A 24338-nucleotide genomic window follows, 5' to 3' on the forward strand; every position below is an offset into this window, starting at 1 on the left:
GTGAGCTGATGACCTCGGTGCGGTCCCTGCACGATCTCGTCGTGGGGCAGGCCGCCCGCACGCCGGGCGCGACGGCGGTCCGGCAGTGGGACCGGACGCTGACCTACGGTGAGCTGGTCGGCGCCGCGGGCGCGCTGGCCGACCGGCTGCGCGCGGCGGGCGTCCGGCCGGAGACCCGGGTCGGCGTCTGCGGCCGCCGCACGCCCGACCTGCTGGTCTCGGTACTGGGAATCATGATGGCGGGCGGGGCCTACGTGCCGCTGGACCCCTCGCACCCGCCCGCCAGACTGCGCACGATCATCGAGGACGCCGGCATCGGCACGGTCGTCGCCGACGACACCGGGCGCGAGCTGCTCGCCGGGGCCCCGGTGCGGCTGACGGGACCGCGCGCCGAAACGGCCGCGGAGGAGCCGCCCGGACGGCCCGGGGACGGCGGCTCCCGGTGGGGGCCCGCGGCCCGTCCGGCCGGGACGCCCGTCCCGCCGAGCCCGGCCCGTCCCGATCAGGCGGCCTACGTCCTGTACACCTCCGGATCCACCGGGCGGCCCAAGGGCGTCGTGGTCGGCCACGCCGCGGCCGTCTCCTTCGTCACCATGGCCGGCGAGCTGTTCGGCCTCGACTCCGGCTGCCGCAGCATCGGCTTCGCCGCGCTCGGCTTCGACGTGTCCGTCCTCGACGTGTTCGCCCCCCTGGCCAGGGGCGGTTCGGTGATGTTCGTCCCCGACGGCGACCGGACCGATCCGGCACGGCTGCAGCGCTTCCTGGAACACCACGAGGTCACCTGGGGGACCCTCCCGCCCGCGCTGCTCCCGCTGCTCGACCCGGACCGGCTGCCCCTGCTGCGCGACCTGCTCACCGCCGGGGAGCCGGCCGGTCCCGAGCAGGTGGCCCGCTGGTCGCGCCCGGGAGTCCGGCGCTTCCACAACTGGTACGGCCCCACCGAGACCACGGTCTGCGTGGTCGGCGGCGAGCTGACCGGCAGCTGGGACCGGCCGCTGCCGATCGGCCACGCGCTGCCCGGGTGCACCGCCCGGATCCTCGACGACCGGCTCGCGCCCTGCCCGCCGGGCACGCCGGGCGAGCTGTGCATCGCAGGCCCCCAGCTCGCCCGGGGCTACCTCGGCCGGCCCGCTCTGACGGCCGAGCGCTTCGTCGCCGACCCCTACGGCCCGCCCGGCTCCCGCCTCTACCGCACGGGCGACCGGGTGGTGCTGGAGGCCGACGGCCGGATCGGCTTCCTCGGCCGGCTGGACCGCCAGGTCAAGGTGCAGGGGCAGCGGGTGGAGATCGGGGAGATCGAGTCGGTGCTCCGCGCCCACCCGGACGTCGGCCACGCGGTGGTCGACCTGGACTCCGGGCCCGGCGGGCTGGCCGAGCTCACCGCCTACCTGGCCCCCGAGTCCGCCCCCGGCCCGGACGGGGTCCGCGACCACTGCCTGGCCAGGCTCCCGGTCTACATGGTCCCCACCCGGGTCGTCCGCCTGCCGTCGCTGCCGCTGACCGTGGCGGGCAAGGTGGATCTCGCCCGCCTGCGCTCCCATGGTGAGGACCTCCGGGGACAGGCCCATGGTGGGGAACCCCGCCCGCGCTCCCGCGGTGAGGACCCCCGCGGGCAGGTCCGGGGCGAGGACTTCCGCGGGCACGAGGACGGCCCGCCCGCCGGGACGGGCCCGGCGGCGCAGCGGGAGGTCCCCTCCGGGGGGAGGCGGGTTCCCCGGGACGCGGTGGAGCGGGCCGTCGCCGCCGTCTGGTCGAGGACGTTCGAGGTGCCCGAACCGGGCCTCGACGACGACTTCTTCACCTCGGGCGGCCACTCCCTGCTCGCCATGCACCTGGTGGCCGGGCTCCGGGCCGAGCTGCGCAGGGAGATCGCCGTCGAGGACGTCCTGGCCGGCCGCACGGTGGAGGGCCTCGCCCTGCGGGCCGGGCAGGCCCCGCCGATCGAGGACGCGCCCGTCGCGGCCGCCGCCCCCGTGCTCACCGCCGCGCAGCGGCGGATGTGGTTCGTGGAGCGCCTGGCCCCGGGCACGCCGGTGCACAACATCGCCATGGCGCAGCGGCTGACCGGCCCGCTCGACACCGGAGCCCTGCGCGCGGCGCTGTCGGCGGTCTCCGCCAGGCACGAGGTGCTCCGCTGGAGGATCGAGGAGTCCGGGGGCGTGCCGCGCGTGGTCGTCGACCCGGCGGGGGAGGTCGCGCTCCCGGTCGACTCCGGAACGGCGGAGCCCTTCCCAGAGCCCTCCCCGGGGCCCTCCCCGGACGGGACCGGCCGGGCACCGGAGGCGGACGGCGCCGCGCCGGAGGCCCCGGCCGGGGCGCGGGCGGACGGCAACCTCCCGGAACGGGCACGGGCGGACGGCGACCTCCCGGAGCGGGTCCGGGCATGGCTGGAGGAGGAGGCCCGCACGCCCTTCGACCTCGCGGCGGGACCGCTGTGGCGGGCGCGGCTGCTCCGGCTGGCGCCCGGCGACCACGTACTGGCCGTCACGGCGCACCACATCGTGTTCGACGGCTGGTCGCAGGACGTCCTCTACGACGACATCGCACGCGCCTACCGGGGCGACCCCCCGGCCCCGCTCCCCGCCTCCTTCGCCGGGTACGCGGCCTGGCTCGCCGCGCGCGAGGACACCGCGGCCCTGGAGCGGCGGGTGGAGCAGCTCGGCGGGGCGCCCGCCGTACTGGACCTGCCGCGCGACCTGCCGCGCCCCGCCGTGCAGACCTTCGAGGGAGCCGCCGCCCGGGCCGAGGCGGACGCGGAGACCTGCGCCGGGGTCCGCGCGCTCGCCGCCCGGCTGGGCGCGACGCCGTACGCCGTGATGCTCTCCGCGTTCACCCAGGTCATGAGGAGGCTCACCGGGCAGTCCGAGATGATCGTCGGGACACCGGTCGCCGACCGCCGCGACCCGGCGTTCGAGCCGCTGGTCGGCTGCCTCGTACAGGTCGTCCCGGTACGGCTGGCCGTGACGGACGAGGCGGGGTTCGCCGGCCACGTCACCGCGTGCCAGCGGGAGCTGTCCCGCGCCTTCGCCCACCTCGACGTCCGGCTGGAACGCCTCGTGGAGAGACTGGGCGCAGGACGCGACCTGTCGCGCAACCCGCTGATCCAGGTCCTGTTCAACATGTACGACTTCACCGAGCCCCGCCTGGACCTGCCGGGGGTGAGCGCCCGCCCGCTCCCGCCCGGGCTGCCCGGCTCCCTGTTCGACCTGACCCTCTACGTCGGCGAGCGGGGCGGCCGCTACGTCTTCCAGGCCGTGTACAACCCCCGGCTGTTCCACGCCGGGCGGATCGAGGCGCTGCTGGCCGGATACGTCCACCTGCTCGGCGAACTGGTCGCCGCTCCGGAACCGCCCGTGCGGCTCGCGTCGATGCGCCCTCCCGGCGCCCCGCTGCCCGGGACCGCGACCGCCGTGTCCGCGGGAGCCCGGCCCGCCGCGTCCGCCGGGGCCGCGTCCGCCGTGTCCGCCGGGGCCCCGCCCGGCCCGGCCGCCGACGGCCTGGTGGAACGCGTCCTGGCCAGGGCAGCCGAGCACCCCGGCAGGATCGCGGTCACCGGAGCCGGGGGCGAGCTGACCTACGGCGAGCTGGCCGCCCTGGTGACACGGACCGCCGCCGCGACCGCCGCCGCGGCCGGTCCCGGACAGGCCGTCGCGGTCCTGGCCGCCCGCCGGGTCGAGCTGCCCGCCCTGCTGCTCGGGGTGCTGGCCGCCGGAGCCCGCTGGGCCGTGCTCGACCCCGCCCTCCCGCCCGCCCGGCTGGCCGCCCAGACGGCCGCCGTGGACGCGCGTGCGCTGCTGTGCTGCCCCGGCGCGGTCCCGCCGCCCGAACTGGCCGGCCTTCCACCGGTGCGGCCGCTTCCCCCGGAAGAGGGCCGCACGGAGGCGCTCCCCGGAGAGGCCGGTGCGGAGACCCTCTCAGGAGGGGGTCGCGACCAGGAGACGGGACCGTACCCCGGGCCGGTCGCACCGGCCGGAGAACGCGGCTACCTCTCCTTCACCTCCGGCAGCACGGGCGACCCCAAACCCGTGCGGGCGGCGGAAGGGCCGCTCGCGCGATTCCTCGACTGGTACCCCGGAACGTACGGCCTGACCGGGCGGGACCGGTTCGCCCTGCTCGCCGGGCTCGCGCACGACCCCCTGCTCCGCGACGCCTTCACCCCGCTCGTCCTGGGCGGCACGCTGCACGTGCCCGACCAGGACGACATCCGCGACCCCGCCCGCCTGGCCGCCTGGCTGCGGGACCGCGCCGTCACCGTCGCCCACCTCACCCCGCAGCTGGCCGTGCTCGTGGCCGCCGCCGGGGTGCCGCTGCCGGACCTGCGGCTGGTCCTGCTCGGCGGAGACCGGCTCACCTGGGCACAGGCCGCCCGGTTCCGGGAGGTCGCGCCCGGCGCGCGCCTGCTGAACGCCTACGGCACCACCGAGACGCCCCAGGTCCAGGCGGTCTACGAGATCACCGGCGGGGACCGCCGCGGCCGGGCGGAGCAGGCGGATCACGGCGGCCGGGCGGAGCAGGCGGACCCCGGTGGCCGGGCGGGTCACGGCGGCCGGGACGACCGCGGCGACGCCGTCCCGGTCGGGCACGGGGTCGCCGGCGCGGAACTGCTCGTACTCGCCGGGAACGGGCTGCCGGCCGCGGTGGGGGAGCTGGGCGAGGTGGTGGTCCGCAGCCGGCGGCTGGCCGAGGGCTACCTCGACGAGCGGCTCACCGAGGAGCGCTTCACCCTGGAGGGGGACGGCGAGACGGGCCGGTACCGGACGGGCGACCTGGGCCGCTACGACCCCGCCGGACGGGTCGTGCTCGCCGGGCGGGCCGACGGCCAGGTGAAGATCCGCGGCCACCGGGTCGAGCTCGGCGAGATCGAGGGCGTGCTCATGGAGCACCCGGACGTCCGGGCCGCGGCGGCGGCGGTCGCCGACCGGCCGGGCGGGCCGGTGCTGCGCGCCTACGCCGTCCCCGCGGGGGCGGGGGTCCGCCCGGCCGTCCTCCGGCGGCACCTGGGCGACCGGCTGCCCGCCCACGCCGTCCCCGCCGAGGTGGTCCTGCTGCCCGCGCTGCCCCTCACCCCGAACGGGAAGGTCGACCGGGCCGCGCTGCCCGAACCCGCGCCCCGCCCGGCCGGCACGCGCGCCGACGAGCCGTCCGGCGCGACGGAGCGGCTCGTCGCCGGGGTGTGGCGGGAGGTCCTCGGCCTGCCGAGGATCTCCGCCGGAGAGAACTTCTTCGAGATCGGCGGGCACTCGCTCGCCACCGCCGAGGTCCAGGCCAGGCTCGCCGCGCTGCTCGGCCGCGCCGTCCCCATCGTGGACCTCTTCCGCTTCCCCACGGTCCGCTCCCTCGCCGCCCACCTCGACGGCGCCGGGCGCACCCCGGGTCCGGAACGCGCCTCCCGGCGGATCGCCGCCAGGCAGGTCCGGACCCCGTCCCGCAGGGCACCATCCCGCCGGCCCCACCCGGCCGGAAGACAGGAGAATGAGGAATGACCGAGGAATACGCGGTCGAGCCGATCGCGGTGGTCGGGCTCGCGTGCCGGATGCCGGGGGCTCCGGACGTCCCGTCGTTCTGGCGCAACCTCGTCGACGGAGTGGAGTCGGTCAGGTTCTACACCCGGGAGGAGCAGGCCGCGCTCGGCGTGCCCGACTATCTGCTCGACGACCCGAACTTCGTGCGCGCGGCGTCCATCGCCGACGACTACGGCGCCCTGGACGCCGCCTTCTTCGGCATGTCCCCCCGTGAGGCGCAGCTGCGCGACCCGCAGCAGCGGATGTTCCTGGAGCTGTCGCACAGCGCCCTGGAGGACGCCGGCTACGACCCCGCGCGCTACCCGGGAGAGGTCGGCGTCTACGGGGCGATCGGCTCCGACGAGTACCAGTGGATGTTCATCCGCAGGGACCGCAGGACGCACGCCTCCGTCGGCAACCTCGCCATCTACACCGGCAACCACCCGGACTACCTGTCGACGCTGGTGTCCTACAAGCTCGACCTGCGCGGCCCCAGCCTCACCCTGCACACCGCCTGCTCGTCCTCGCTGGTCGCCATCCACACGGCCTGCGAGGCGCTGCGGTCCGGCGAGTGCGACATGGCGCTCAGCGGCGGCGTGTCGATCGAGATGCCGCCCGAGTGGGGCTACCAGTACCACCAGGACGGCATCTACGCCCCCGACGGGCACTGCAGGGCGTTCGACGCCTCCGCCGCGGGCACCATCTGGGGCGGCGGCGGGGGCATCGCCGTGCTCAAGCGGCTGTCGGACGCCCTCGCCGACGGCGACCACGTCCGGGCGATCGTGATCGGCAACGCCATCAACAACGACGGCGCCACCAAGGTCGGCTTCTCGGCGCCGAGCGTCGAGGGGCAGGCCGTCGCGGTCTCCCAGGCCCTCGACCTGGCCGGCGTCGACCCGCGCACCGTCACCTACGTGGAGGCGCACGGCACCGGCACCTCCCTGGGCGACCCGATCGAGGTGGCCGCGCTGTCGAGCGTGTTCGGCAGGGACACCGCCGAGACCGGCTGGTGCGGGATCGGCTCGGTCAAGACCAACATCGGGCACCTCGGCCCCGCCGCGGGCATCGCCGGGTTCATCAAGACGGTCCTGTCGATCGAGCACGGCATGATCCCGCCGAGCCTCAACTACACCAGCCCCAACCCCCGCATCGGCTTCGGCGAGAACCCCTTCCACGTCGTGTCCGCCCTGACCAAGTGGGAGACCGGTGACCTGCCGCGCAGGGCCGGGGTCAGCTCCTTCGGCATCGGCGGCACCAACGCGCACGCCGTACTCGAGCAGGCGCCGGCGGTCCCGCCCGCCCCCCGCGAGGACCGCCCGGTCCACCTCCTGCGGCTGTCGGCCCGCACCCCGGCCGCGCTGGACGCCATGGCGGGCAGGCTCGCCGACCGGCTGACCGGCGCGGCCGACCTCGACCTGGCGGACGTGGCCTTCACGCTGCGCACCGGGCGCAAGGAGATGAAGCACCGGGCGGTCGTCGTCGCCACCGACACCGAGGACGCGGCCCGCGCGCTCACCGACCCCCGCCGCCTGGTCAGGGGCGCGGCGGGCACGGCGCCGCGGGTGGCGTGGCTGCTGCCCGGCCAGGGCGCGCAGTACGCCGGGATGGGGTCCGGCCTCTACCGGACCGAGGAGGTCTTCCGCCAGGCCGTCGACGAGTGCGCCGAGATCCTCCGCGCCGAGCTCGGCCTCGACCTGCGGGACCTGCTCTTCCCCGGCGACGGCGGGCGGGAGGCCGCCGACGAGCGGCTCCGGCAGACCGCGCTCACCCAGCCCGCGCTGTTCACCGTCGAGTACGCGCTGGCCCGCCTCTGGCGCTCCTGGGGCGTCGAACCGGCCGCGATGATCGGCCACAGCATCGGCGAGTACGTCGCGGCGACCGTGGCCGGGGTCTTCGACCTGCCCGGCGCGCTGCACGTGGTCGCCGCCCGGGGCAGGCTCATGCAGAGCATGCCGCCGGGCTCGATGCTCGCGCTCCGCCTGGACGAGGCGGAGGTCCGCCAGAGCCTGCCCGACGGGCTGTCGATCGCGACCGTCAACGGGCCGGGCACCTGCGTCGTGGCCGGGCCCACCGGCCTGGTCGAGGAGTACGGCGCGCGACTGGCCGGGCAGGGGGTCGGAGGCACGGTGCTGCGCACCTCGCACGCCTTCCACTCGGCCATGATGGACCCCGTCCTCGCGGAGTTCCACGAGGTGGTCGCCTCGACCCTGCGCAACGCCCCCGCCCTGCCCTTCCTGTCGAACGTCACCGGGACGTGGATCACCGCCGAGGACGCGACCGACCCCGCCTACTGGACCCGCCACCTGCGGGAGGCGGTCAGGTTCGGCGACTGCGTGGCGACCCTCCTGGCGGAGGGGGAGTGGCGGCTCGTCGAGTGCGGCCCCGGCCGCCAGCTGGCCGGCCTGGCCAGGACCCAGCTGCCCTCCGGCGCCCCGGCGCCGCTGGCGAGCCTGCCCGGCCCCGCGGACCCCAAGCCGGACGCGGAGGTGCTCCACGCCGCGGCCGGGGCCCTGTGGGCCTCGGGCGTCGCGATCGACCCGGACGCCGCGGGCGCACCCGGGCGCCGCGTCCCGCTGCCGGGCTACCCCTTCGAACGCTCCCACCACTGGGTGCCGATCCTGCCCGACCCGCAGCTGATCTACCCGGTCCCGCCACGCACCGGCGCGCTCCCCGTCGAGGAGTGGTTCAGCCTGCCCGCCTGGCGGCAGGAGCCCGTCCCCGTATCCGGCGCGCCCGCGCCGGAGCGCTGCCTGGTCTTCGCCGGCCCGTCCGCCGCCCCGCTCACGGCGGCGCTGCGCGCGGCCGGGACGCAGGTGCTGACCGTCGCCGCCGGAGAGCGGTACGGCCGCACGGCCGACGGCGGGATCACGGTCCGGCCCGGTGCCCGGGAGGACTACGAGGCCCTGATCGCCGAGGTCGGGGTGCCGGAGCGGATCGTCCACGCCTGGGCGCTCGACGGCCCGCCCGCCCGCGACGCGGCCGGCACGCTGGCCGCCCAGGACCTCGGCTTCTTCAGCCTGCTCACCCTCGTCCAGGCGCTGGCGGCGGCCGAGCGGGAGTCCGCGGTGCACCTGGACGTGCTGACCGCGGGCACGCAGGGCGTGCTCGGTCCCGACCTGCGCCGCCCCGAGCACGCGACGGTGGCCGGGATCGCCAAGGTCGTCCCCCTGGAGGCGCCCTGGCTGTCGGTCCGCCACATCGACCTGGAGGCCGCAGCGGAGACCACGGAGATGGCAGCGGGGGCGGCGGGGGAGCCCGCCGGAACCGGGGCGGTGCCGTACGGCTTCGGTCCCGTGCTGGCCGAGCTCGCCCGGGACCCGCGGCTCGACGCCCCCGCGGAGGGGACGCCGCCCTCCCCGGTGGTGCTGCGGTCCGGGCGGCGCTGGGTGCGGGGGTACGAGCCCGTCCCGGTGGCCGCCCCGGCCCCCCGCGACGGCGCGCCGGAAGGGCTGCGCGAGGGCGGCGTCTACCTCGTCACCGGCGGCCTCGGCGGGATCGGCCTCACCCTGGCCGAGGACCTGGCCCGGCGGGTGCGGGCCCGGCTGGTCCTGCTCGGCCGCTCGGGACTGCCCCCGCGGCAGGAGTGGGAGACGCTCGCCGGCGGGACGGACCGGACCGCCCGGGCCGTCGCGGCGGTCCGCCGGATGGAGGAGGCGGGCGCCGAGGTGCTCGCGCTGGCCGCCGACGTGACCGATCCGGCGAGCGTGCGGCGCGCCCGCGACGAGGCGCTCGCGCGGTTCGGCCGGATCGACGGGATCGTGCACGCCGCCGGCCTGCCCGGCGGCGGCATGGCCGAGGTCAAGGAACGCGCGGAGGCCGAACGGGTGATGGCCCCCAAACTGGCCGGCACCATCGCGCTCCGCGAGGCGTTCGGCGACCTGGAGCCGGACTTCGTGCTGCTGTGCTCCTCGGTGACCGCGGTGGCCGGAGGGTTCGGCCAGGTCGACTACTGCGCCGCCAACAACTTCCTCGACGCCTACGCGCAGACCTGGCCCGGACGGGTGGTCTCGGTCAACTGGGGCGCCTGGCTGGAGGTCGGCATGGCCGCCGAGGTCGCCGCGCCGGTGGCCTTCCGGGCGCTGCAGCGCGGCGACCGGGTCAGCCCGCTGGACCACCCCGTGCTCACCCACCGGCACGACTCCGCGGACCGGCTGCCCTGGGCCTCCGGGACGGTCTCCCCGGACACCCACTGGCTGCTGGCCGAGCACCGCGTCGCCGGAGAGCCGGTGCTGCCCGGCACCGGCTACCTGGAGACGGTCCGCCACGCCTTCGAGGCGACCGTGCCCGCTCCGGGACCCGGCCACGCCGTCGAGCTGCGCGACGTCGCCTTCGTGGCGCCGCTGGCGGTCGCCGAGGGCGCCTCGGCCGAGCTGCGGGTGCTGTTCTCGCCCGGGGGGGACGGCGTGGACTTCGAGGTGGTGAGCGTCGTCGGCGGGACGACCAGGCAGCACGCCAGAGGCGGCGCGGCGTGGGTGCCCGCGGACGCGCAGGCCGCGGACCTGGCCGAGCTGCGGGACCGGTGCTCGTACGGCTCCCGCGGCGAGGCGGCGGACATGTTCGCCTCCGCGTCCGGCCTGGTCGCCTTCGGACCCCGCTGGCGGAGCCTGCGCGCGGTGCACCTGGGGCAGGAGGAGGAGCTCGCCCTGCTGGAGGCGGCGCCCGAGGTCGCCGCGGAACTCGGCCGCTTCGGGCTCCACCCGGCCCTGCTCGACGAGGCGACCGCGTTCGTCAGCGCCGCGGGCGAGCACAGCTACCTGCCGCTGGGCTACGGCAGGATCACCGTGCACGCACCGCTGCAGGAGCGGGTCTGGAGCCACGCCAGGCACCGGGACACCGGGGGAGGGGAGATCGTCTCCGTCGACCTGACGCTCTACGGGGACGACGGCCGCGTCCTGGCCGACGTCTCCGACTTCGTGCTCCGCCGGGTCGACACCGGCGCGGTCGCCGCCACCGTCGGGGAGGGCGCCCGGCAGACGGCGGAGCAGCCCGTCGTGGCCGAGGAGTCCGCGGCGGCCGGGGCGGGCGTGGACCTGGAGGGGACACAGCGCGGCATCTCGCCCGCGGGCGGCGCGGACGCCTTCCGGCGGCTGCTCGCCGCGGACCTGGGACCCCAGACGGTCGTCAACGCGACCGCGCTGGCGGAGTTCGTGGCGGGCGTGCGCGAGCTCACCCAGGAGACCGTGGCCGAGGAGCTGGACCTGGCGGCGGACGGCGGCGGGGGGAACGCGGACGGCTACGTCGCGCCCCGCAACGAGACCGAGAGCATGCTGGCGGGGCTCTGGGGCGAGGTGCTCGGCGCGGGACGGGTCGGCGTGGAGGACGACTTCTTCGAGCTCGGCGGCAACTCGCTCGTCGCGGTCCAGCTCATCGCGCTGCTGCGCAAGAAGGCGGGGGTGAAGCTCCCCATGCGGACGCTGTTCCAGGTCCCCACGGTGACGGGGATGGCGGCGCTCGTCGAGGAGATGCGGGCGAAGGGGGCCGCCAAGGAGGCGGCTCCGGCCGCCATCGTCCGCCAGCCCCGGACCGCCACGCCGGGCTGACCCGGCCCGCTCCGGAGGGGCGGCCCGCCGGAGCGGCCGGTCCGGACGGGCCGGCCCCGCTCCCGGCCCTGCGGCGTGGTGCGTTCCGCGAGGCCGGGAGTCGCCGCTCCCTCCTTCCCCGAGGAGCAGACCGGGTGAGCCTGACAGGGCTTGCTGGAAGCGGGCGAGGCGCCGCTGCTGGACCGGGTGACCCGGCTGGCGGTCCGATGCCTGCACGTGCACGCCGGCCCGGTCCGGCTCCGCCGGTCCGTGGGCAGAGCCCTCCGTTCAGACGGTGAAGCGGTTCACCAGCTCGCGCAGTGACGTGCTCATGTCGGCCAGCTCCGCCGCGGCCCGGCGCGACTGCTCCACCCCTTCGGTGGTCACCGCCGCGGCCTGGGCGACCCCGGCGATGTTGGCCGCGATCTCGGTGCTGGAGCTCGCCGCGTCGGCGACGTTGCGGTTCATCTCCCCGGTGGTGGCGGTCTGCTCCTCCACCGCCGCGGCGATCGCGGCCTGGTGGTCGTTGATCCGGCCGGTGATCTCGCTGATCCTGCTGATCGCCTCCATCGCGCTGCTGGTGTCGGCCTGGATCGCCTTCACCCGCCGGGCGATGTCCTCGGTGGCCTTGGCCGTCTCCTGCGCCAGATCCTTGACCTCTCCGGCGACCACGGCGAAGCCCTTGCCGGCCTCTCCGGCCCGCGCGGCCTCGATGGTGGCGTTCAGTGCCAGCAGGTTGGTCTGCCCGGCGATGGCCGTGATCGTCTTGACGACGTCGCCGATCTCGGCCGAGGAGGTCTCCAGCTGAGCCATGATCGCGTTGGTGGTCTCGGCCACGGTCACCGCCTCGATGGCGACACCGGCGGCTGCGGAGGTGCTGTGAGAGATCTCGCGGATCGCCGATCCCATCTCCTCTCCGCCGGCCGCGACGACCTCGACGTTGCGGGAGACGTCTTCGGCCGCGGCGGCCACCACTGCGGACTGGGCGCCGACCTCCTCAGCCGAGACCGCGATCTGCTCTGAGACCTGAGACAGGCGGACCGAGGAGGCCGCCAGGGTGTCGCTGTGGTCGACCAGGGCCGCCACCGTGGTGCGCAGCGAGACGGCGGTGGCGTCCAGGGCGTCGCCGAGCCGGCCGAGCTCGTCACGGCGCTGCAGGCCCAGGCGCACGGTCAGGTCACCGCGGGCCAGCCGGCCCAGTCCGGTGACCACGGTGCTCAGCGGGCGCACCAGTGACCGCGTCACGGCCACGCTCAAGACGGCGGCCAGTGCCAGGGCGCCGGCCAGGGCGCCGTACAGCACCCGGCTGCTGGTCTGCTCGACCTGCACGGCCTCTTTCTCCAGGGCGGCAAGGCGTCCCGCGATGGAGTCCTTCAGTTCGGTGCTGATCTTGACGCCCAGGGCCCAGGCGTCGGCGGCGGGTCCTTCGTTGATGTTGTCCATGACCTCGACGCGCGCCTGGCGGGTGTCCTCGCGCAGCAGCTCGACGATCTTGTCGTCCCAGGTGAAGAAGTCCTCCCAGGCGGGCCGGAGCCGGTCGAACTTCTGCCGCTCGGCCGCGATCATGTACTGGGTGTGGGTGCCGTCCAGGGTGGCGAACAGGGCTTTTTTGGTGTCCATGAGGCCGGTGCGGTTGTAGGAGTCGGGCGCGACAGCTGCCGCACCGCCGTACGCGCCGGCGTCGGCCACCACCAGTCCCTGCCAGCTCGTGGCGTCGGCCACGTGGTAGGCGAACGTCTGGATGTCGTCTTCCAACTGCTCCAGATGCGCCATCCGCGCGCTGATGTCGGCCTGCCGTCCCAGTCCCCACTGGCCGACGCCGACCGCGATGGCGATGAGAAGGGCGACCAGGAAGAAGGACAGCCCCAGCCGCTTGCCGACTCCCAAGCCCTTCAGATAAGACATGATGCGTTTCCTCGCCGTCGTCATTCCCCCATGAGGGTCTTCCTTCTCTCATCGGCAGCACGACGCACGAGTTGAACAGCGTGGCCTGGTGGATCGCGACGGGAGCCGAATGCCGGTGGTCGCCGGCTCCCATGCCCACCTTGACCACAGGCAGCGTCGGCGAGTTCCGGAGCCACCTCGCCGTCCCGAGCGCCCCACTCTCGATAGGCCGATCTCAGGTTGGTGAACTTCCGGGCCCCAGGATCGTTAGGGCCATCCGCAGGCCGCCGCCGCATCGCGCTCAGCCAAGATCCAGATGGGCGCGGCCGTGCTGGCCGCGCTCGTCATGTCGGTCCCCCTGCTGCGCCTGCTGCGGCGCAGCATCACCGTTCCGCTGGCGGAATCCACCGGAGCGCTGAAGGCGCTGGCCGCCAAGGACCTCACCCGCCAGGCCGACACCTCCGCCATGGGCGGAGAGCTGCACGAGATGGGCACGGCGATCAACGAGGCCGTCGGCGTGCTGCGCGGCGCGGTGACGCAGATCAAGACCGACGCGCAGCAGCTGTCGCGGGCCTCAGAAGCCATGCGGTTGTCCGCGACCCGGATCGTCACCGGCTCCGACACCGCCACCTCGCGGGTGGAGAACGCATCAGCCGCGGCCGGCGAGGTCAGCGGCAACGCTCAGCTGGTCGCCTCGGGCGCCAGGGAGATGGGCCTGTCGATCCAGGAGATCAGCAAGAGCGCCTCCGAGGCGGCCACCGTCGCCGGCGAGGCGGTCGCCGCCGCCGATTCCGCCGGCACGCGCGTCCAGCGGCTCAGCACGTCCTCCTCCGAGATCGGCGCGGTGGTCAAGGCCATCAACGCGATCGCCGAGCAGACCAACCTGCTGGCGCTCAACGCCACCATCGAGGCGGCCCGCGCCGGGGACGCCGGCAAGGGCTTCGCCGTGGTGGCCGGCGAGGTCAAGGACCTGGCGCAGGAGACCGCACGCGCCACCGAGGACATCGCCGCGCGGGTCAAGGCGATCCAGTCCGACAGCGACGGCGCCGTGGAGATCATCAGCGGTTTCCAGGACGTCATCGGCAAGATCAACGCCTACGTCACCGCGATCGCCGGCGCCGTGGAGGAGCAGAGCGCCACGACGGCCGGCATGAGCAACAGTGTCAGCGACGCCGCGAGCGGATCGACGCGGATCGCCGACCACATCTCCGCGGTCGCCGAAACGGTGTCGCAGGCGCACCACGCCGTGAAGGAGAGCATGGCGACGATCGACGAGCCGGCCGTCATGGCCGAGCAGATGAACGAGCAGGCCAAGGCCTTCAACGTGTGATCACCGAGCCGGGCCCCGCCCGGGATGCGTGCCGCGTCATGACCGCGGCCACGACGCGGCACAGATCCGGGCACGGCATCGCCGGCGGGCGAGCACGCACCCGCGCACCGGCGAGCCCCACTGCGTGATGTGCCGCGCCCGGTACCGGAAGGCGAGAGGAAAGTCCGCGTGAGCAGGGAATCCGACCCTCGCGGCTCGTCGGATCCATGAACCCCCTGCACGGCTGTGAGCGCGTCCCGGAGCGTCGGACCGGTAGAGATCGCGGAGTCTCATCTGGTGGGGCAGAATCACCGGAATGCAGACAGGATGGGCAGCTGTGGAGAAGATCGACTGGTCGCGGCTCTTTCACGCTTACGGCATGGCCACCGACACCCCGGGACACCTTCGGGCGCTGGTCAGCGAGGACGAGGCCGCCACGCGGGCCGCTGTGGCCCACCTGGAAGGCGCGGTGATACACCAGGGGACACCCTGGACGGTGACCCCGCCGGCGGCCCTGGTGGTGGCGGGCCTGCTGGATGATCCGCGCACGGTCCGCTCGGTCGCCCAGCCGTTCGCCGTGGGGGAGGAGCCTGCCGCCCGGCCGCTGCGTGCGATCCTCCTCGACTTCCTGGCCGAGATGGCCGAAGCGGCCCAGCCGGACGTCCCCGAGGAGGAACTACGCGCCGCAGCGTATCCGCACGGCCGGGAACGGGACATCGCCGACCTCGCGGCGCGGATGTTCGCCGGCGGAGAGGAGGACGAAGACGATGAGGACGGGAACGACGAAGGCGATTGGGATGAGGAAGTGGCCGATGCGGCCATCGCTCAGGCGATGCTGGAGCTACGGGTGATCGCTCCGGCTCTCATCGGCCCGGTGAGCGCCCGCCTCGGCGATGATGATCCCCGGGTGCGGAGCAGCGCCGCCGAGGCTCTGGCCGCCATCACGGAGATCACCAGCCCTGTGGTGGACTCCGCCGGATCGTCTTGAGTCTGTTCGGGCGGTGTGTCGTTTCTGTTGGCACCGGAACGATGTGTGGTGGTAATCCGTGTCCGGAAGTCATGGGGCACCCCAGTGATGTCGCCGACCAGCTTGAGTCCCGGCCGCGTGGCGGTGAAGTCGCGTCCGACCAGGTCGGGAAGGCCGCAAAAGGCGCCCTGGGCGGCGGTGGTCGGCCGAAACGCCCGCACCTGGGCCGGGACCGGGCCCCGCTCGCGCATCAGCGCCCGCACCGGCTCGGCCGAGCAGGACTCGCCGCGCCGCAGCAGCTCCGCGTGCACCCGCCGATATTCGTAGGTCTCGTGCGCCTCGTGGAAGATCTCGACGACCAACCGGGCCAGCAGTGCACGACGTTGCGCGGTGGCCGAGGCCGGCCGCTGACGCCACTCGTAGTAGCCCGAGCGGGACGCCCTCAGCCAGGCGCACATCTTGGCGATCTTATGGTGGGCCTTCTCCGCATCGATCAGCTCGTACTCGGCGAGCGTCATCGGCTCTCGGCCGCGAAGAAGGCGGCTGCTTTTTCAGGAACGTCAGCTTCTCCCGCAGCTCGGCGTTCTCCCGCTCCAGTTCGCGGATCCGGGCCCGCTCCGGCCCGGACAGCGGCTGCTCGTCCTGGCCGTGCACGATCCGGTGCCGGTGCACCCGGCTGCCCAGGGTGCTGGCGTTGATCCCGAACTCGCGTGCCACCGATGCGACCGTCCGCTCGCCCTCCAGCACCATGCGGACGGCTTCTTCCTTGAACTCGGGCGAGAACTGCTGCCTGCGACGCCTCGTCACGTATCCATCTCTTTCAGCCTTGTCGTAGCGGGTCGTCAGAGAGCGATTCGCGAGCTGATGCCCGGCTTGTCGTAGCACGATCGGACGGTTCTGCGGGATTCCGGCTGGTCGGCGGGCTTGGCCGTGCTGGGATCACAGGTGAGCGAGCGCAAGCCGTACCCGAGCGACGTGTCCGACGAGCGGTGGGCCCTGATCGAACCGGTGATCACCGCGTGGAAGGCCAACGCGGCCGATCAGCCGACCCCAGCCTGGTCGTGCTCGACACCCAGAGCGTGCACGCGGCGGCCGGAGTCCCCTCCGACACCACCGGCAGGGACGCCGGCAAGAAGGCGCCCGGCCGTGAACGCTGCCTGCCGTAGACGTACTGGGCCTCGTCGTCGCGGTCGTCGTATCAGCGGCCTCGGCGCACGACAACGCCGCCGGCATCGCCCTGCTGGACCGCATCACCGCGCAGAGCGACACCGTGCGCACCGCGCTGGCCGACCAGGGGTTGAAGAACGCGGTCGTCGCCCACGGCTCCGCGCTCGGCATCGACGTGCGGATCGTCGCCCACGGCGCCGAGCGGGGGTTCGTCCCCCAGTCCAAACGGTGGGTGGTGGAGCAGGCCTACGGCACCCTGACTCTGCACCGCCGCCTGGTCCGCGACGACGAACACCGTCCCGCCAGCTCCGAATCGCGCGTGTACTGGGCGATGAGCGACGTGATGGCCCGCCGCCTGACCGGCGCCTCCACCCCGTCCTGGCGCAGCGCGTGACCGGGCGGGAGCCGATCCCCGGGCTGCTGGAGCCGATCGACGCACGCGAGGCCGCCCTGACCGGCGAGGTCGAACAGACCCGCACCCGGATCGACGAACTCGCTGTGCGGCTGCGTGAACCCGACGAGGCGATCGACCATCTGCGGATCACCCGCAAGACCCTCCTCGCGCTCGCCGACGACGACGCCGTCGAACCGGCCGCACCAGCACCCGCGATACCCGACCACCCCGCCTACCAGCAGAGCGGATCCTGGCCGTCTTCGCCGACGCCGGCCGGCCTCTGCGCGCCCGTGACCTGTGTCAGGCCCTGGACCTGCCCATCGTGTCGAGGAACACCAAGAACATCCGCTCCAAGCTCAAGCGCCTGGTCAGCCGCGGCATCCTCGTCGAGGACGAGCCCGGCTTGTTCGCTCGGCCGCGCGCATAGTCCGGCAGCGAGCCCCCTGACCAGCCTGTCTTCTCCAACCTCAACGACGAAAAGGACGTCAACTCGCGAATCGCCCTGTCAGGGGCGGCCATCGGCCGGATCGGCAGATGCCGGGTCGGCGGCGGGCAGGGTGACGGTGAAGCAGGCGCCCGGGTCGGCGGGGGTGTAGACGACGTCGCCGCCGTGCGCGCGAGCCAGCTCCCGGGTGATCCACAGGCCCAGGCCGACGGATTCGGGGGCGGCATCGGCGCTGCTGAACCGGGAGAACAACACCTCGCGTTTGTCGTCGGGCACGCCCAGGCCGTGGTCGCGCACGCACAGGGCGACCTGGCCGCCGGGGGCGGGCGCGGCACTGATGACGATCGGGGGCTCGCCGTGGCGCAGGGCGTTGGTGAGCAGGTTGATGAGGATCTGCTCCAGCCGCGCGGGATCGGCGCGGACCTTCACGTCATGGTCCATGTCGACGGTGATCGGGCCGTTCAGGTGGGCCAGGGCGTCGTCGATCGCGGCGCGCAGCGGGACGGACCGCAGGTCCAGGCGCAGCCGGCCGTTGACGTCGACCCGGTCGGCGTCCAGCAGGCTGATGGCCAGGCGGCGGATCCGTGCGGTCTGGCGCAGCGCCATCTCGGTGAACTTCTTGCGCTGGGCGGGCGGCAGGTCGCCCTCATCGTCGTGCAGGGTCTCCAGGACGAACTGCACCGAGGTCAGCGGTGAGCGCACGTCGTGGGCCAGGGTCGAGGTCAGGGCGGCCCGCCAGCGCTCGGCGCGGCGCAGGGCGGCCCGGTCGCGGCGGTGGTGGTCGACCTGGCGGGCGATCATCGCGGCCACGGCCACCAGTGTCGGGATGAACAGGACCGCGCTGGTGAGCACTCCCGGCAACCGGCCGGTGGCGACCATCGGGGCCAGGTAGGCCAGCAGCGCCACCGGTGCCACCGCCAGCGCGGCGCGGGCAGGGAAGTGCAGGCCGATCCAGACGAACACCAGCACGAAGAAGGGTGCGGCGTTGGCGACGGTGCCGCCGGCCGCCCCTATGGAGACGGATAAGACCACGAAGGCGGGCAGGGTCAATGCCAGCGGCGCCCATGGGTGCAGCCGGGCCCAGATCGGCCACCACCCGGCCGCGGCCGCGGCCGCCTGCAGCGCGGCCAGGCCGAGGAAGATCGGCTGCTGGTCGGCCGGGACCGACAGCGCCTTCACCACGGTCAGGACCGTGCCCACGGTGAACAGCAGCGCCATCTGCCGGGCGGCGTGGACGGGGCCTTCCCCGAGCACCGACCACTGCCGGACCATGACCATCACCGTCCAATCCCTGATAAACCCTCATACCCGACCTTTCGGTCATGAACCGGTCGGGGTGGCGATCGGCATCGCCACCCGGTGAATCTACGACGTGAAGCCGTCGTCTGCGATCATTCCAGACCGCATCGGCCCGCGCAGGCGGCGATCTCACCGCTGACCGGGCGGCCGTGTCCGCCCGGCCGGACGCCCGCTCCCGGCATCCACAGAACGCCTGTGCGCAATCATTCGGTTACCCTCGGTTGAAGCACGGGAGTGGCCGTGCCGGTTCCACGGGCACAGATCACAGCGGAGGGGGGACGAGGCCGGTGGCGGGCACCAAGCGGGAAGCGGCGCTGGTGGCGCTGCTGGACACCATCACGGCCGTGGCCAACACCAGCGACGACCTCGAGGACGCGGCCCGCGCGGTGCTGAACGCGGTGTGCGAGGCGACCGGCTGGCCGCTCGGTCACCTGTGCGTGCCGGCCGACATCGGCGAGGACTTCGTCTCGGCCGACATCTGGAGCGGGCCGATCGGCGACTTCCCGGCACTGCGCGAGATCAGCCAGACCGTGCGTTTCCCGCCCGGCACCGGCACGATCGGCCGGGCCGCGGCCACCGGCCAGCCGGTCTGGTCACGCGACATCGCCGTCGATCCGTTGTTCTTCCGCGCGCAGCAGGGCCGCGACCTGGGGGTGCGGGCGGCGTTCGCGTTCCCGATCGTGGCCGCCGACGGGGTCGCGGCGGTGCTGGAGTTCTTCTCCGCCCAACCGGCCGAGCCCGATGAGCCGCTGCTGCGGGTGATGGCCAGCCTCGGCCACCAGCTGGGGCGCATCGTCGACCGGCGCACCGCCCAGACAGCCGTCCAGGCGGGCCGCGACCGGCTGCGCCAGGTCATCGACACCTCCGTGGAGGGGTTCGTCTCCACCGACGCCGCCGGGCACATCACCGAGTGGAACGCCGCGGCGACGCGCATGTTCGGCCGCTCCCGCGAGCAGGTGCTGGGACGGCAGGTGCACGAGACGATCGTGCCGGAGCGCTACCGCAAGGCCGACCAGGCCGGCCGGGCCCGGTTCTTGGCCACGGGGCGGTCGAACGTGCTCGGCCGCAGATTGGAGCTGGCCGGCGCGCGGCCCGACGGCAGCGAGTTCCCCATCGAGATCGTGGTGTGGGCCACCCGCGAGGACGGTGAGTGGGCCTTTCACGCGTTCATCCACGACATCACCGACCGGCGCCGCGCCGAGCAGGCACTGCGCCAGGCCTATGAGGCCGAGCAGGCCACGGTGGCGCGCCTGAGGGAGCTGGACGCGGCCAAGGACGCCTTCATCACCGCTGTCTCCCATGAGCTGCGCACCCCGCTGACCTCGCTGATCGGCTATCTGGAGGTCGTGGCCGACGCCGAGGCCGGGGTGGTGGAGGCCTCGCCGCCGGGCCGGCGGATGCTGGAGGCGATGACCCGCAACGCGGCCCGGCTGCAGAACCTGGTCGAGGACCTGCTGGCGATCAGCACCCTCAGCGCCGACCACCTGGAGATCGAGGCGGTGCCCGTGCCGGTCGGTGAGGTCATCGAGGCGGCGCTACGGGTGACCGCCGCCGCGGCTCGCGACAGCGGGCACGTCTTCCAGGTGCGTGTGGACGACGGCGTCGGCCGCGTCGCCGGCGACCGGGATCTGCTGGTGCGGGCGGTGGGCGCGCTGCTGTCGAACGCGGTCAAGTTCTCGGCCGCCGGCACGCCGATCACCGTGCGCGCCTCCGCGACCGGGCAGCGGGTGGAGGTCGCGGTCACCGACCGGGGAGCCGGGATCGGCGCCGATGAGCTGCCGCACGTGTTCGAGCGCTTCTCCCGGACCCGGTACGCCGACGAGCACGCCATCCAGGGTGTGGGGCTGGGGCTGGCCATCGCCAAGGCGATCGCCGAGGCGCACGGCGGCGCCGTCACCGCGACCAGCACCCCGGGTGAGGGGTCGACCTTCACCCTCACCCTGCCCGCCGCTGTGTCCTCCTCCTGAGCCGACATCGCCCTCCCGACCCGGCAGGCCCCACCCTCCGGGGAGCGAGGGGAGGCCGCGCCGAGGTCGGCGTCGACGCCCCGGAAAGTCGTTGATCTTGATCGGTGCAGGTCTTTCCTCCGGGCCGCGACGAATCGCCGGAGGCTCGCCGCCGGATCGTTTCTGGGCTTCCTGGGTCGGGTCCTGGTCATATCCGGCCGGAAACTCCCGCTAAGCACCGAGGCGCCGGTCAGCAAGGCTCGTCCCTGACAGTCCAGCCGGAGTGTGTCCAGATTACGGGACAGAGCCGAAAACCGTACAGTCCCGGGATCGGGCCGGCGATCAGGGCAGGATCGAGGCCAGGTCCTTCGGACTGGTTGCGGCGCTCAGGCGTCCAGCCGTGCGCCTCCTCGATCTCCCGCAGCACGCGGTTCGTCTTGTCCACCGTACGGTTGCACGGCGCAAAACCGGTTTCCGTCATTTCCTTCACCCCTTCCCCCTCGGGGGGCATGCCTCTGTTCGAGCTTCGGCGAGGCGGGCGTGGGGTCACATCCCCCAGCCGGGTATTCGTCCCGGCTCGGGAGCGAAAAATCTTATCGGGCATGGGATTCTCCGTCTCCTGTCGTGGCAGGCGCTCCGTGGGAGGAATCATGCGGGGACGCGATCGGGAATGGAGTCTCGTCGATGGCCTGCTGCAGAAGTTGCGGCGAGGCGGGAGCGGGACGCTGCTCGTGGACGGCGAGCCGGGGTCGGGGAAGAGCCGGCTGCTGGCCGAAGCCATCGCCAAGGCGTCCGAACGCGGGATCGGGGTCGTGCAGGGCAGGGTGGAGGAGCTGGGTGAGCTGGCCCCGTGCAGTATGTTGCTGGATGCCCTCGACCTGCGGTCCGAGCGGGGAGACGGCGACGGCTCCGCCCACTTCGGCCCGCTGGTCCTGGAACGGTTGCGGCTGGGCCTCGAGAGACTGGCCCCGGGGCCGGTGCTGGCTGCGCTCGACGACCTGCAACGGGCGGACCCGGCGACGCTGAGGATGGTGCACACCCTGCACGACCTGCTGGCCGATCGTCCCATCAGCTGGCTGATGTCCCGCTCGACCGTGCCGATCGCGTGCCAGGCCGTGTCGCTGTTCGACATCCTGGAGCGGGAGGGGGCAGAGAGGGTGACGCTCGCGCCGCTGTCACCGGCCGCGGTCGCGGCGCTGACGGCGGACACCCTGGGAAGGTCGCCCGACCCGGCGACGCGGGCGCTGGCGGCGGGTGCCGGCGGCAATCCGCTGCTGATCACCGAACTGTTCGCGGGGCTACGCGAGGAAGGGCTGCTGCGGGACACAGCGCGCGCCCGCCCGCCCGGCCGGCTGCGGATCGTGGTGCGGGGCTGGATCGATGCCCTGAGTCCGAAAGCCAGGAGCCTGGTGGAGACGATCGCCGTGCTCGGCCGCTCGTTGTCGCCGGAGCACGCCGCGTCGCTGCTTGACACCACGCCGGCCGCGCTGCTCCCAGCCACGGAGGAGGCCACTGCCGCGGGCATCCTGATCGTGACCGAACACGGCCTGGCCTTCCGTCACGAACTGGTCGCGGACATCGTCGGCGCGGGCATCCCTCCATCGGTGCGGCAGACCCTGCTCGACCAGTCCGGCGCTCTCATGAGCTCCGAGAGGGTGAGGCCGGCTCGCCTGCTCACCGGCCCGGCCTCTATCGCCATAGACGCGGCGATCGCCAGCGGGCGGCTTCACGAGGCCGAGGAGATGGTGCGGAGCCGCCTGGCCGAGCACGGCTCCGTGTACGGCTCGGCCGAACTGCGCTGTCTGCTGGCGGACACGATGTACCTGACGGGCAGGGGAGAAGAGGCGATCCACGAGGCCGAGACGGTGCTGGCGGTCCCGGGTCTGCCCGGCCACGTACGCGAGCGGGCGACCCTGGTCCAGCTGTACGCCACGGCGCGTCTGCGGGACGACGGCACCGCACAGGCGTACGCGCAGGAGGTCATCGACGGGAAGAACCGCTACGGTCCCGCGGCCAGGAACGCCGCGCTGGTCGCCCTGGCCATCGCGGAGCGGCACGAGGGCAGGTTTTCCGGCGCGCTGGCCCTGGCGGAGAGCGCCGGACGGCCGACCGGGGCCGGCTCTTCGAAGGAACGCCGCTACGAGGCCTGTTTGACCGCGGCCGGCGTGCTCGTCGACGTCCACCGACTGGAGGAGGCGGGGGCGGTGCTCCGCCAGGCGCGCAGGGACATGTTCGGCCACGGTCATCTGGCCTGGGCCGCGGACGCTTCGGCGCTGGAGGCCCGCCTGGCGCTGCTCGCGGGCCGTTTCGACGACGCGGTCACCGAGGCGAGGCGGGCCCTGGACCTGGCCGGCGCGCTCAACACGCCGCTGTCGGTCGCGGCGGCCTGCGCGGTGCTCGCCGCCGTCGCGCTGCGGCGCGGCGACCTGCAGGGAGCGGCGCATCATCTCGGGGAACAGCCCGGAGGAGCGGCCGAGGCACGCTTGCGTCACGCCCTGCTGGCCGCGCAGGTCGCGGAGGCCCGCGACGGGCCGCGCAGCGCGATGAGCGCGCTCGCGGAGCTGCCCCGCCCGCTGATGCTCACCATCGAGCCTGCGGCCGGCCCGTGGATGGTCCGGGTCGCCCTGGGCGCGGAGGACCGGGCGGCGGCCGAGTTCGTGGTCGCCGCCGCAGAGGCGCTCGGCCGGGCCAACCATGAGTTTCCGGATTTGGGCGCCGCCGCGGCGCATGCCCGGGGCCTGCTCGACGGGGATCACGAAGCGCTCGCTCTGGCTGCCGGGCGGGCCGAGGATGTGTGGGCGCGGGCCTCTGCCGAGGAGGACCTCGGCATGGTGCTCGCCGTCGCAGGCCGGCGCGTGGAGGCCACAGAGGCGTTGGAGCGCGCCCTGGGCATGTACGACGACATCGGCTCAGTGAGGGACGCCTCGCGCGTCCGCCGGAGGCTGCGCGGCATGGGGGTGCGCCACCGGCACTGGAGTTACGCCGAACGGCCGGTTTCCGGTTGGGACAGTCTCACCGAGACCGAGCACGCTGTCTCGTCGCTCGCGGCGGACGGCTGGACCAACCCGCAGATCGCCGAACAGATGTTCATCAGCGTGCACACGGTCGCGTTCCACCTGAGGCAGGTCTTCCGCAAGCTGAGCATCAGGTCCCGGGTCGAGCTCGCGCGGCTCGCGGCGGAGAAGACACGGGATGGCTTCGATCCGCCGCCCGGCGGGAGGCACGCCTGAACCGCGCTGGCACGGGACCGCGGCGATGACTACCCGCCTGGGGGATGTGGCTGCGAAGAGCGTGCGGAAGCCTGGAAGCAAGGGAGGAAAGAGCGTCATCACCGTGCCTAAGGCGCAGGCCGCCGAGCCCGGCCCATCGTGGTCTCTGGAGGTCTCAGCCTGAGGAGGTAAGGAGGAGCCGTGTCCGTCGCGCCGTCTGTCCCCATCATGACCGGCCGCGAAGTGATCGGAAGTTACGGCAGTTACGAGGAGGCGCAAAAGGTCGTTGACTACCTGTCCGATCACGGGTTCACCGTAGGCGGAACGCTCATCGTCGGCACCGGCCTGCACTCGCTGGAGCGGGTCATCGCGCGCATGACCCATTTGCGGGCGGCTGGCTGGGGTGCGGCGTCCGGAGCATGGTTCGGGTTCCTCATCGGCCTGTTCCTGACGATCTTCTCCACCACCGTCGCAGCCGCGTTGCCCCTGATGTTGTGGGGGCTGCTGTGGGGTGCGGTGGCAGGAGCGGCCTTCGGCCTGATCTCACACGCGATGCTGCGCGGTCAGCGGGACTTCACCTCCGAAAGCACCCTCGTCGCTGACAAGTACGAGGTCCTCGTCGAGTCAGGGCAGGCGGCCAAAGCCCATGAACTGCTCCGAGGAATGACCGGCTAGAGCCCGAAAGGGAGTATGAGGGG

General features: G+C 73.8%; 13 protein-coding genes and 1 pseudogene. 9 read left to right on the top strand and 5 right to left on the bottom strand.

Going from position 1 to position 24338, the window contains the following annotated elements; translation table 11 throughout:
* Positions 1-8 precede the first annotated feature (8 nt).
* Both HS048_RS20195 and HS048_RS20200 read left to right on the top strand, forming a co-directional pair.
* Positions 9-5483 (top strand): non-ribosomal peptide synthetase, encoded by a 5475-nt coding sequence (locus HS048_RS20195; protein WP_230881801.1) that lies wholly within the window; start codon positions 9-11, stop codon positions 5481-5483.
* Positions 5480-11041, top strand: coding sequence for a type I polyketide synthase (locus tag HS048_RS20200; protein ID WP_196468240.1), 5562 nt, complete (start codon positions 5480-5482; stop codon positions 11039-11041). The genes HS048_RS20195 and HS048_RS20200 overlap by 4 nt, the downstream gene beginning before the upstream one ends.
* A 267-nt stretch (positions 11042-11308) precedes the next feature.
* Here HS048_RS20200 and HS048_RS20205 read toward each other — a convergent pair whose 3' ends face one another.
* Positions 11309-12925: a methyl-accepting chemotaxis protein gene (locus tag HS048_RS20205; RefSeq protein WP_196468241.1), complete on the bottom strand. Its 1617-nt coding sequence runs from the start codon at positions 12923-12925 to the stop codon at positions 11309-11311.
* Between the two features lie 295 nt (positions 12926-13220).
* On the opposite strand from HS048_RS20205, the gene HS048_RS20210 reads away from it, so the two are divergent.
* Complete coding sequence (locus tag HS048_RS20210) at positions 13221-14234, top strand: methyl-accepting chemotaxis protein (protein ID WP_196468242.1); 1014 nt, start codon at positions 13221-13223, stop codon at positions 14232-14234.
* Positions 14235-14550: 316 nt separating this feature from the next.
* Complete coding sequence (locus HS048_RS37345; protein WP_230881802.1) at positions 14551-15201, top strand: hypothetical protein; 651 nt, start codon at positions 14551-14553, stop codon at positions 15199-15201.
* A gap of 224 nt (positions 15202-15425) precedes the next feature.
* On the opposite strand, the pseudogene HS048_RS39120 reads toward HS048_RS37345, so the two are convergent.
* Together HS048_RS39120 and HS048_RS20220 are read right to left on the bottom strand one after the other, a co-directional pair.
* A pseudogene (locus HS048_RS39120) lies at positions 15426-15698 on the bottom strand (IS3 family transposase); the annotation flags it as partial.
* A complete protein-coding gene (locus tag HS048_RS20220) occupies positions 15649-15987 on the bottom strand; it encodes a transposase (protein ID WP_196468244.1) in 339 nt (112 codons plus the stop codon). The gene HS048_RS20220 and the pseudogene HS048_RS39120, both read right to left, overlap by 50 nt.
* Before the next feature lie 212 nt (positions 15988-16199).
* On the opposite strand from HS048_RS20220, the gene HS048_RS39125 reads away from it, so the two are divergent.
* Positions 16200-16346: a hypothetical protein gene (locus HS048_RS39125; protein ID WP_374058785.1), complete on the top strand. Its 147-nt coding sequence runs from the start codon at positions 16200-16202 to the stop codon at positions 16344-16346.
* Between the two features lie 104 nt (positions 16347-16450).
* A complete protein-coding gene (locus HS048_RS39130) occupies positions 16451-16741 on the top strand; it encodes a hypothetical protein (protein ID WP_374058786.1) in 291 nt (96 codons plus the stop codon).
* A 505-nt stretch (positions 16742-17246) separates the two neighbouring features.
* Here HS048_RS39130 and HS048_RS20230 read toward each other — a convergent pair.
* Positions 17247-18464, bottom strand: a complete 1218-nt coding sequence (locus HS048_RS20230) for a sensor histidine kinase KdpD (protein ID WP_230881971.1) — start codon at positions 18462-18464, stop codon at positions 17247-17249.
* Between the two features lie 308 nt (positions 18465-18772).
* Here HS048_RS20230 and HS048_RS20235 point away from each other — a divergent pair, with 308 nt between their 5' ends.
* Positions 18773-20452 (top strand): ATP-binding protein, encoded by a 1680-nt coding sequence (locus HS048_RS20235; RefSeq protein WP_196468246.1) that lies wholly within the window; start codon positions 18773-18775, stop codon positions 20450-20452.
* Between the two features lie 229 nt (positions 20453-20681).
* Here HS048_RS20235 and HS048_RS20240 read toward each other — a convergent pair whose 3' ends face one another.
* Complete coding sequence (locus HS048_RS20240; RefSeq protein WP_196468247.1) at positions 20682-20921, bottom strand: hypothetical protein; 240 nt, start codon at positions 20919-20921, stop codon at positions 20682-20684.
* A 160-nt stretch (positions 20922-21081) separates the two neighbouring features.
* Between HS048_RS20240 and HS048_RS20245 the strand changes: the two genes are divergently transcribed.
* Together HS048_RS20245 and HS048_RS20250 are read left to right on the top strand one after the other, a co-directional pair.
* Complete coding sequence (locus HS048_RS20245) at positions 21082-23661, top strand: LuxR family transcriptional regulator (protein WP_196468248.1); 2580 nt, start codon at positions 21082-21084, stop codon at positions 23659-23661.
* Between the two features lie 180 nt (positions 23662-23841).
* Positions 23842-24315 carry a general stress protein gene (locus tag HS048_RS20250; protein ID WP_255529722.1) on the top strand — a complete coding sequence of 158 codons (474 nt, stop codon included), beginning with the start codon at positions 23842-23844 and terminating at the stop codon, positions 24313-24315.
* Positions 24316-24338 lie beyond the last annotated feature (23 nt).

Source organism: Planomonospora sp. ID91781, from assembly GCF_015711595.1.
Taxonomy (GTDB): Bacteria; Actinomycetota; Actinomycetes; order Streptosporangiales; family Streptosporangiaceae; genus Planomonospora; species Planomonospora parontospora.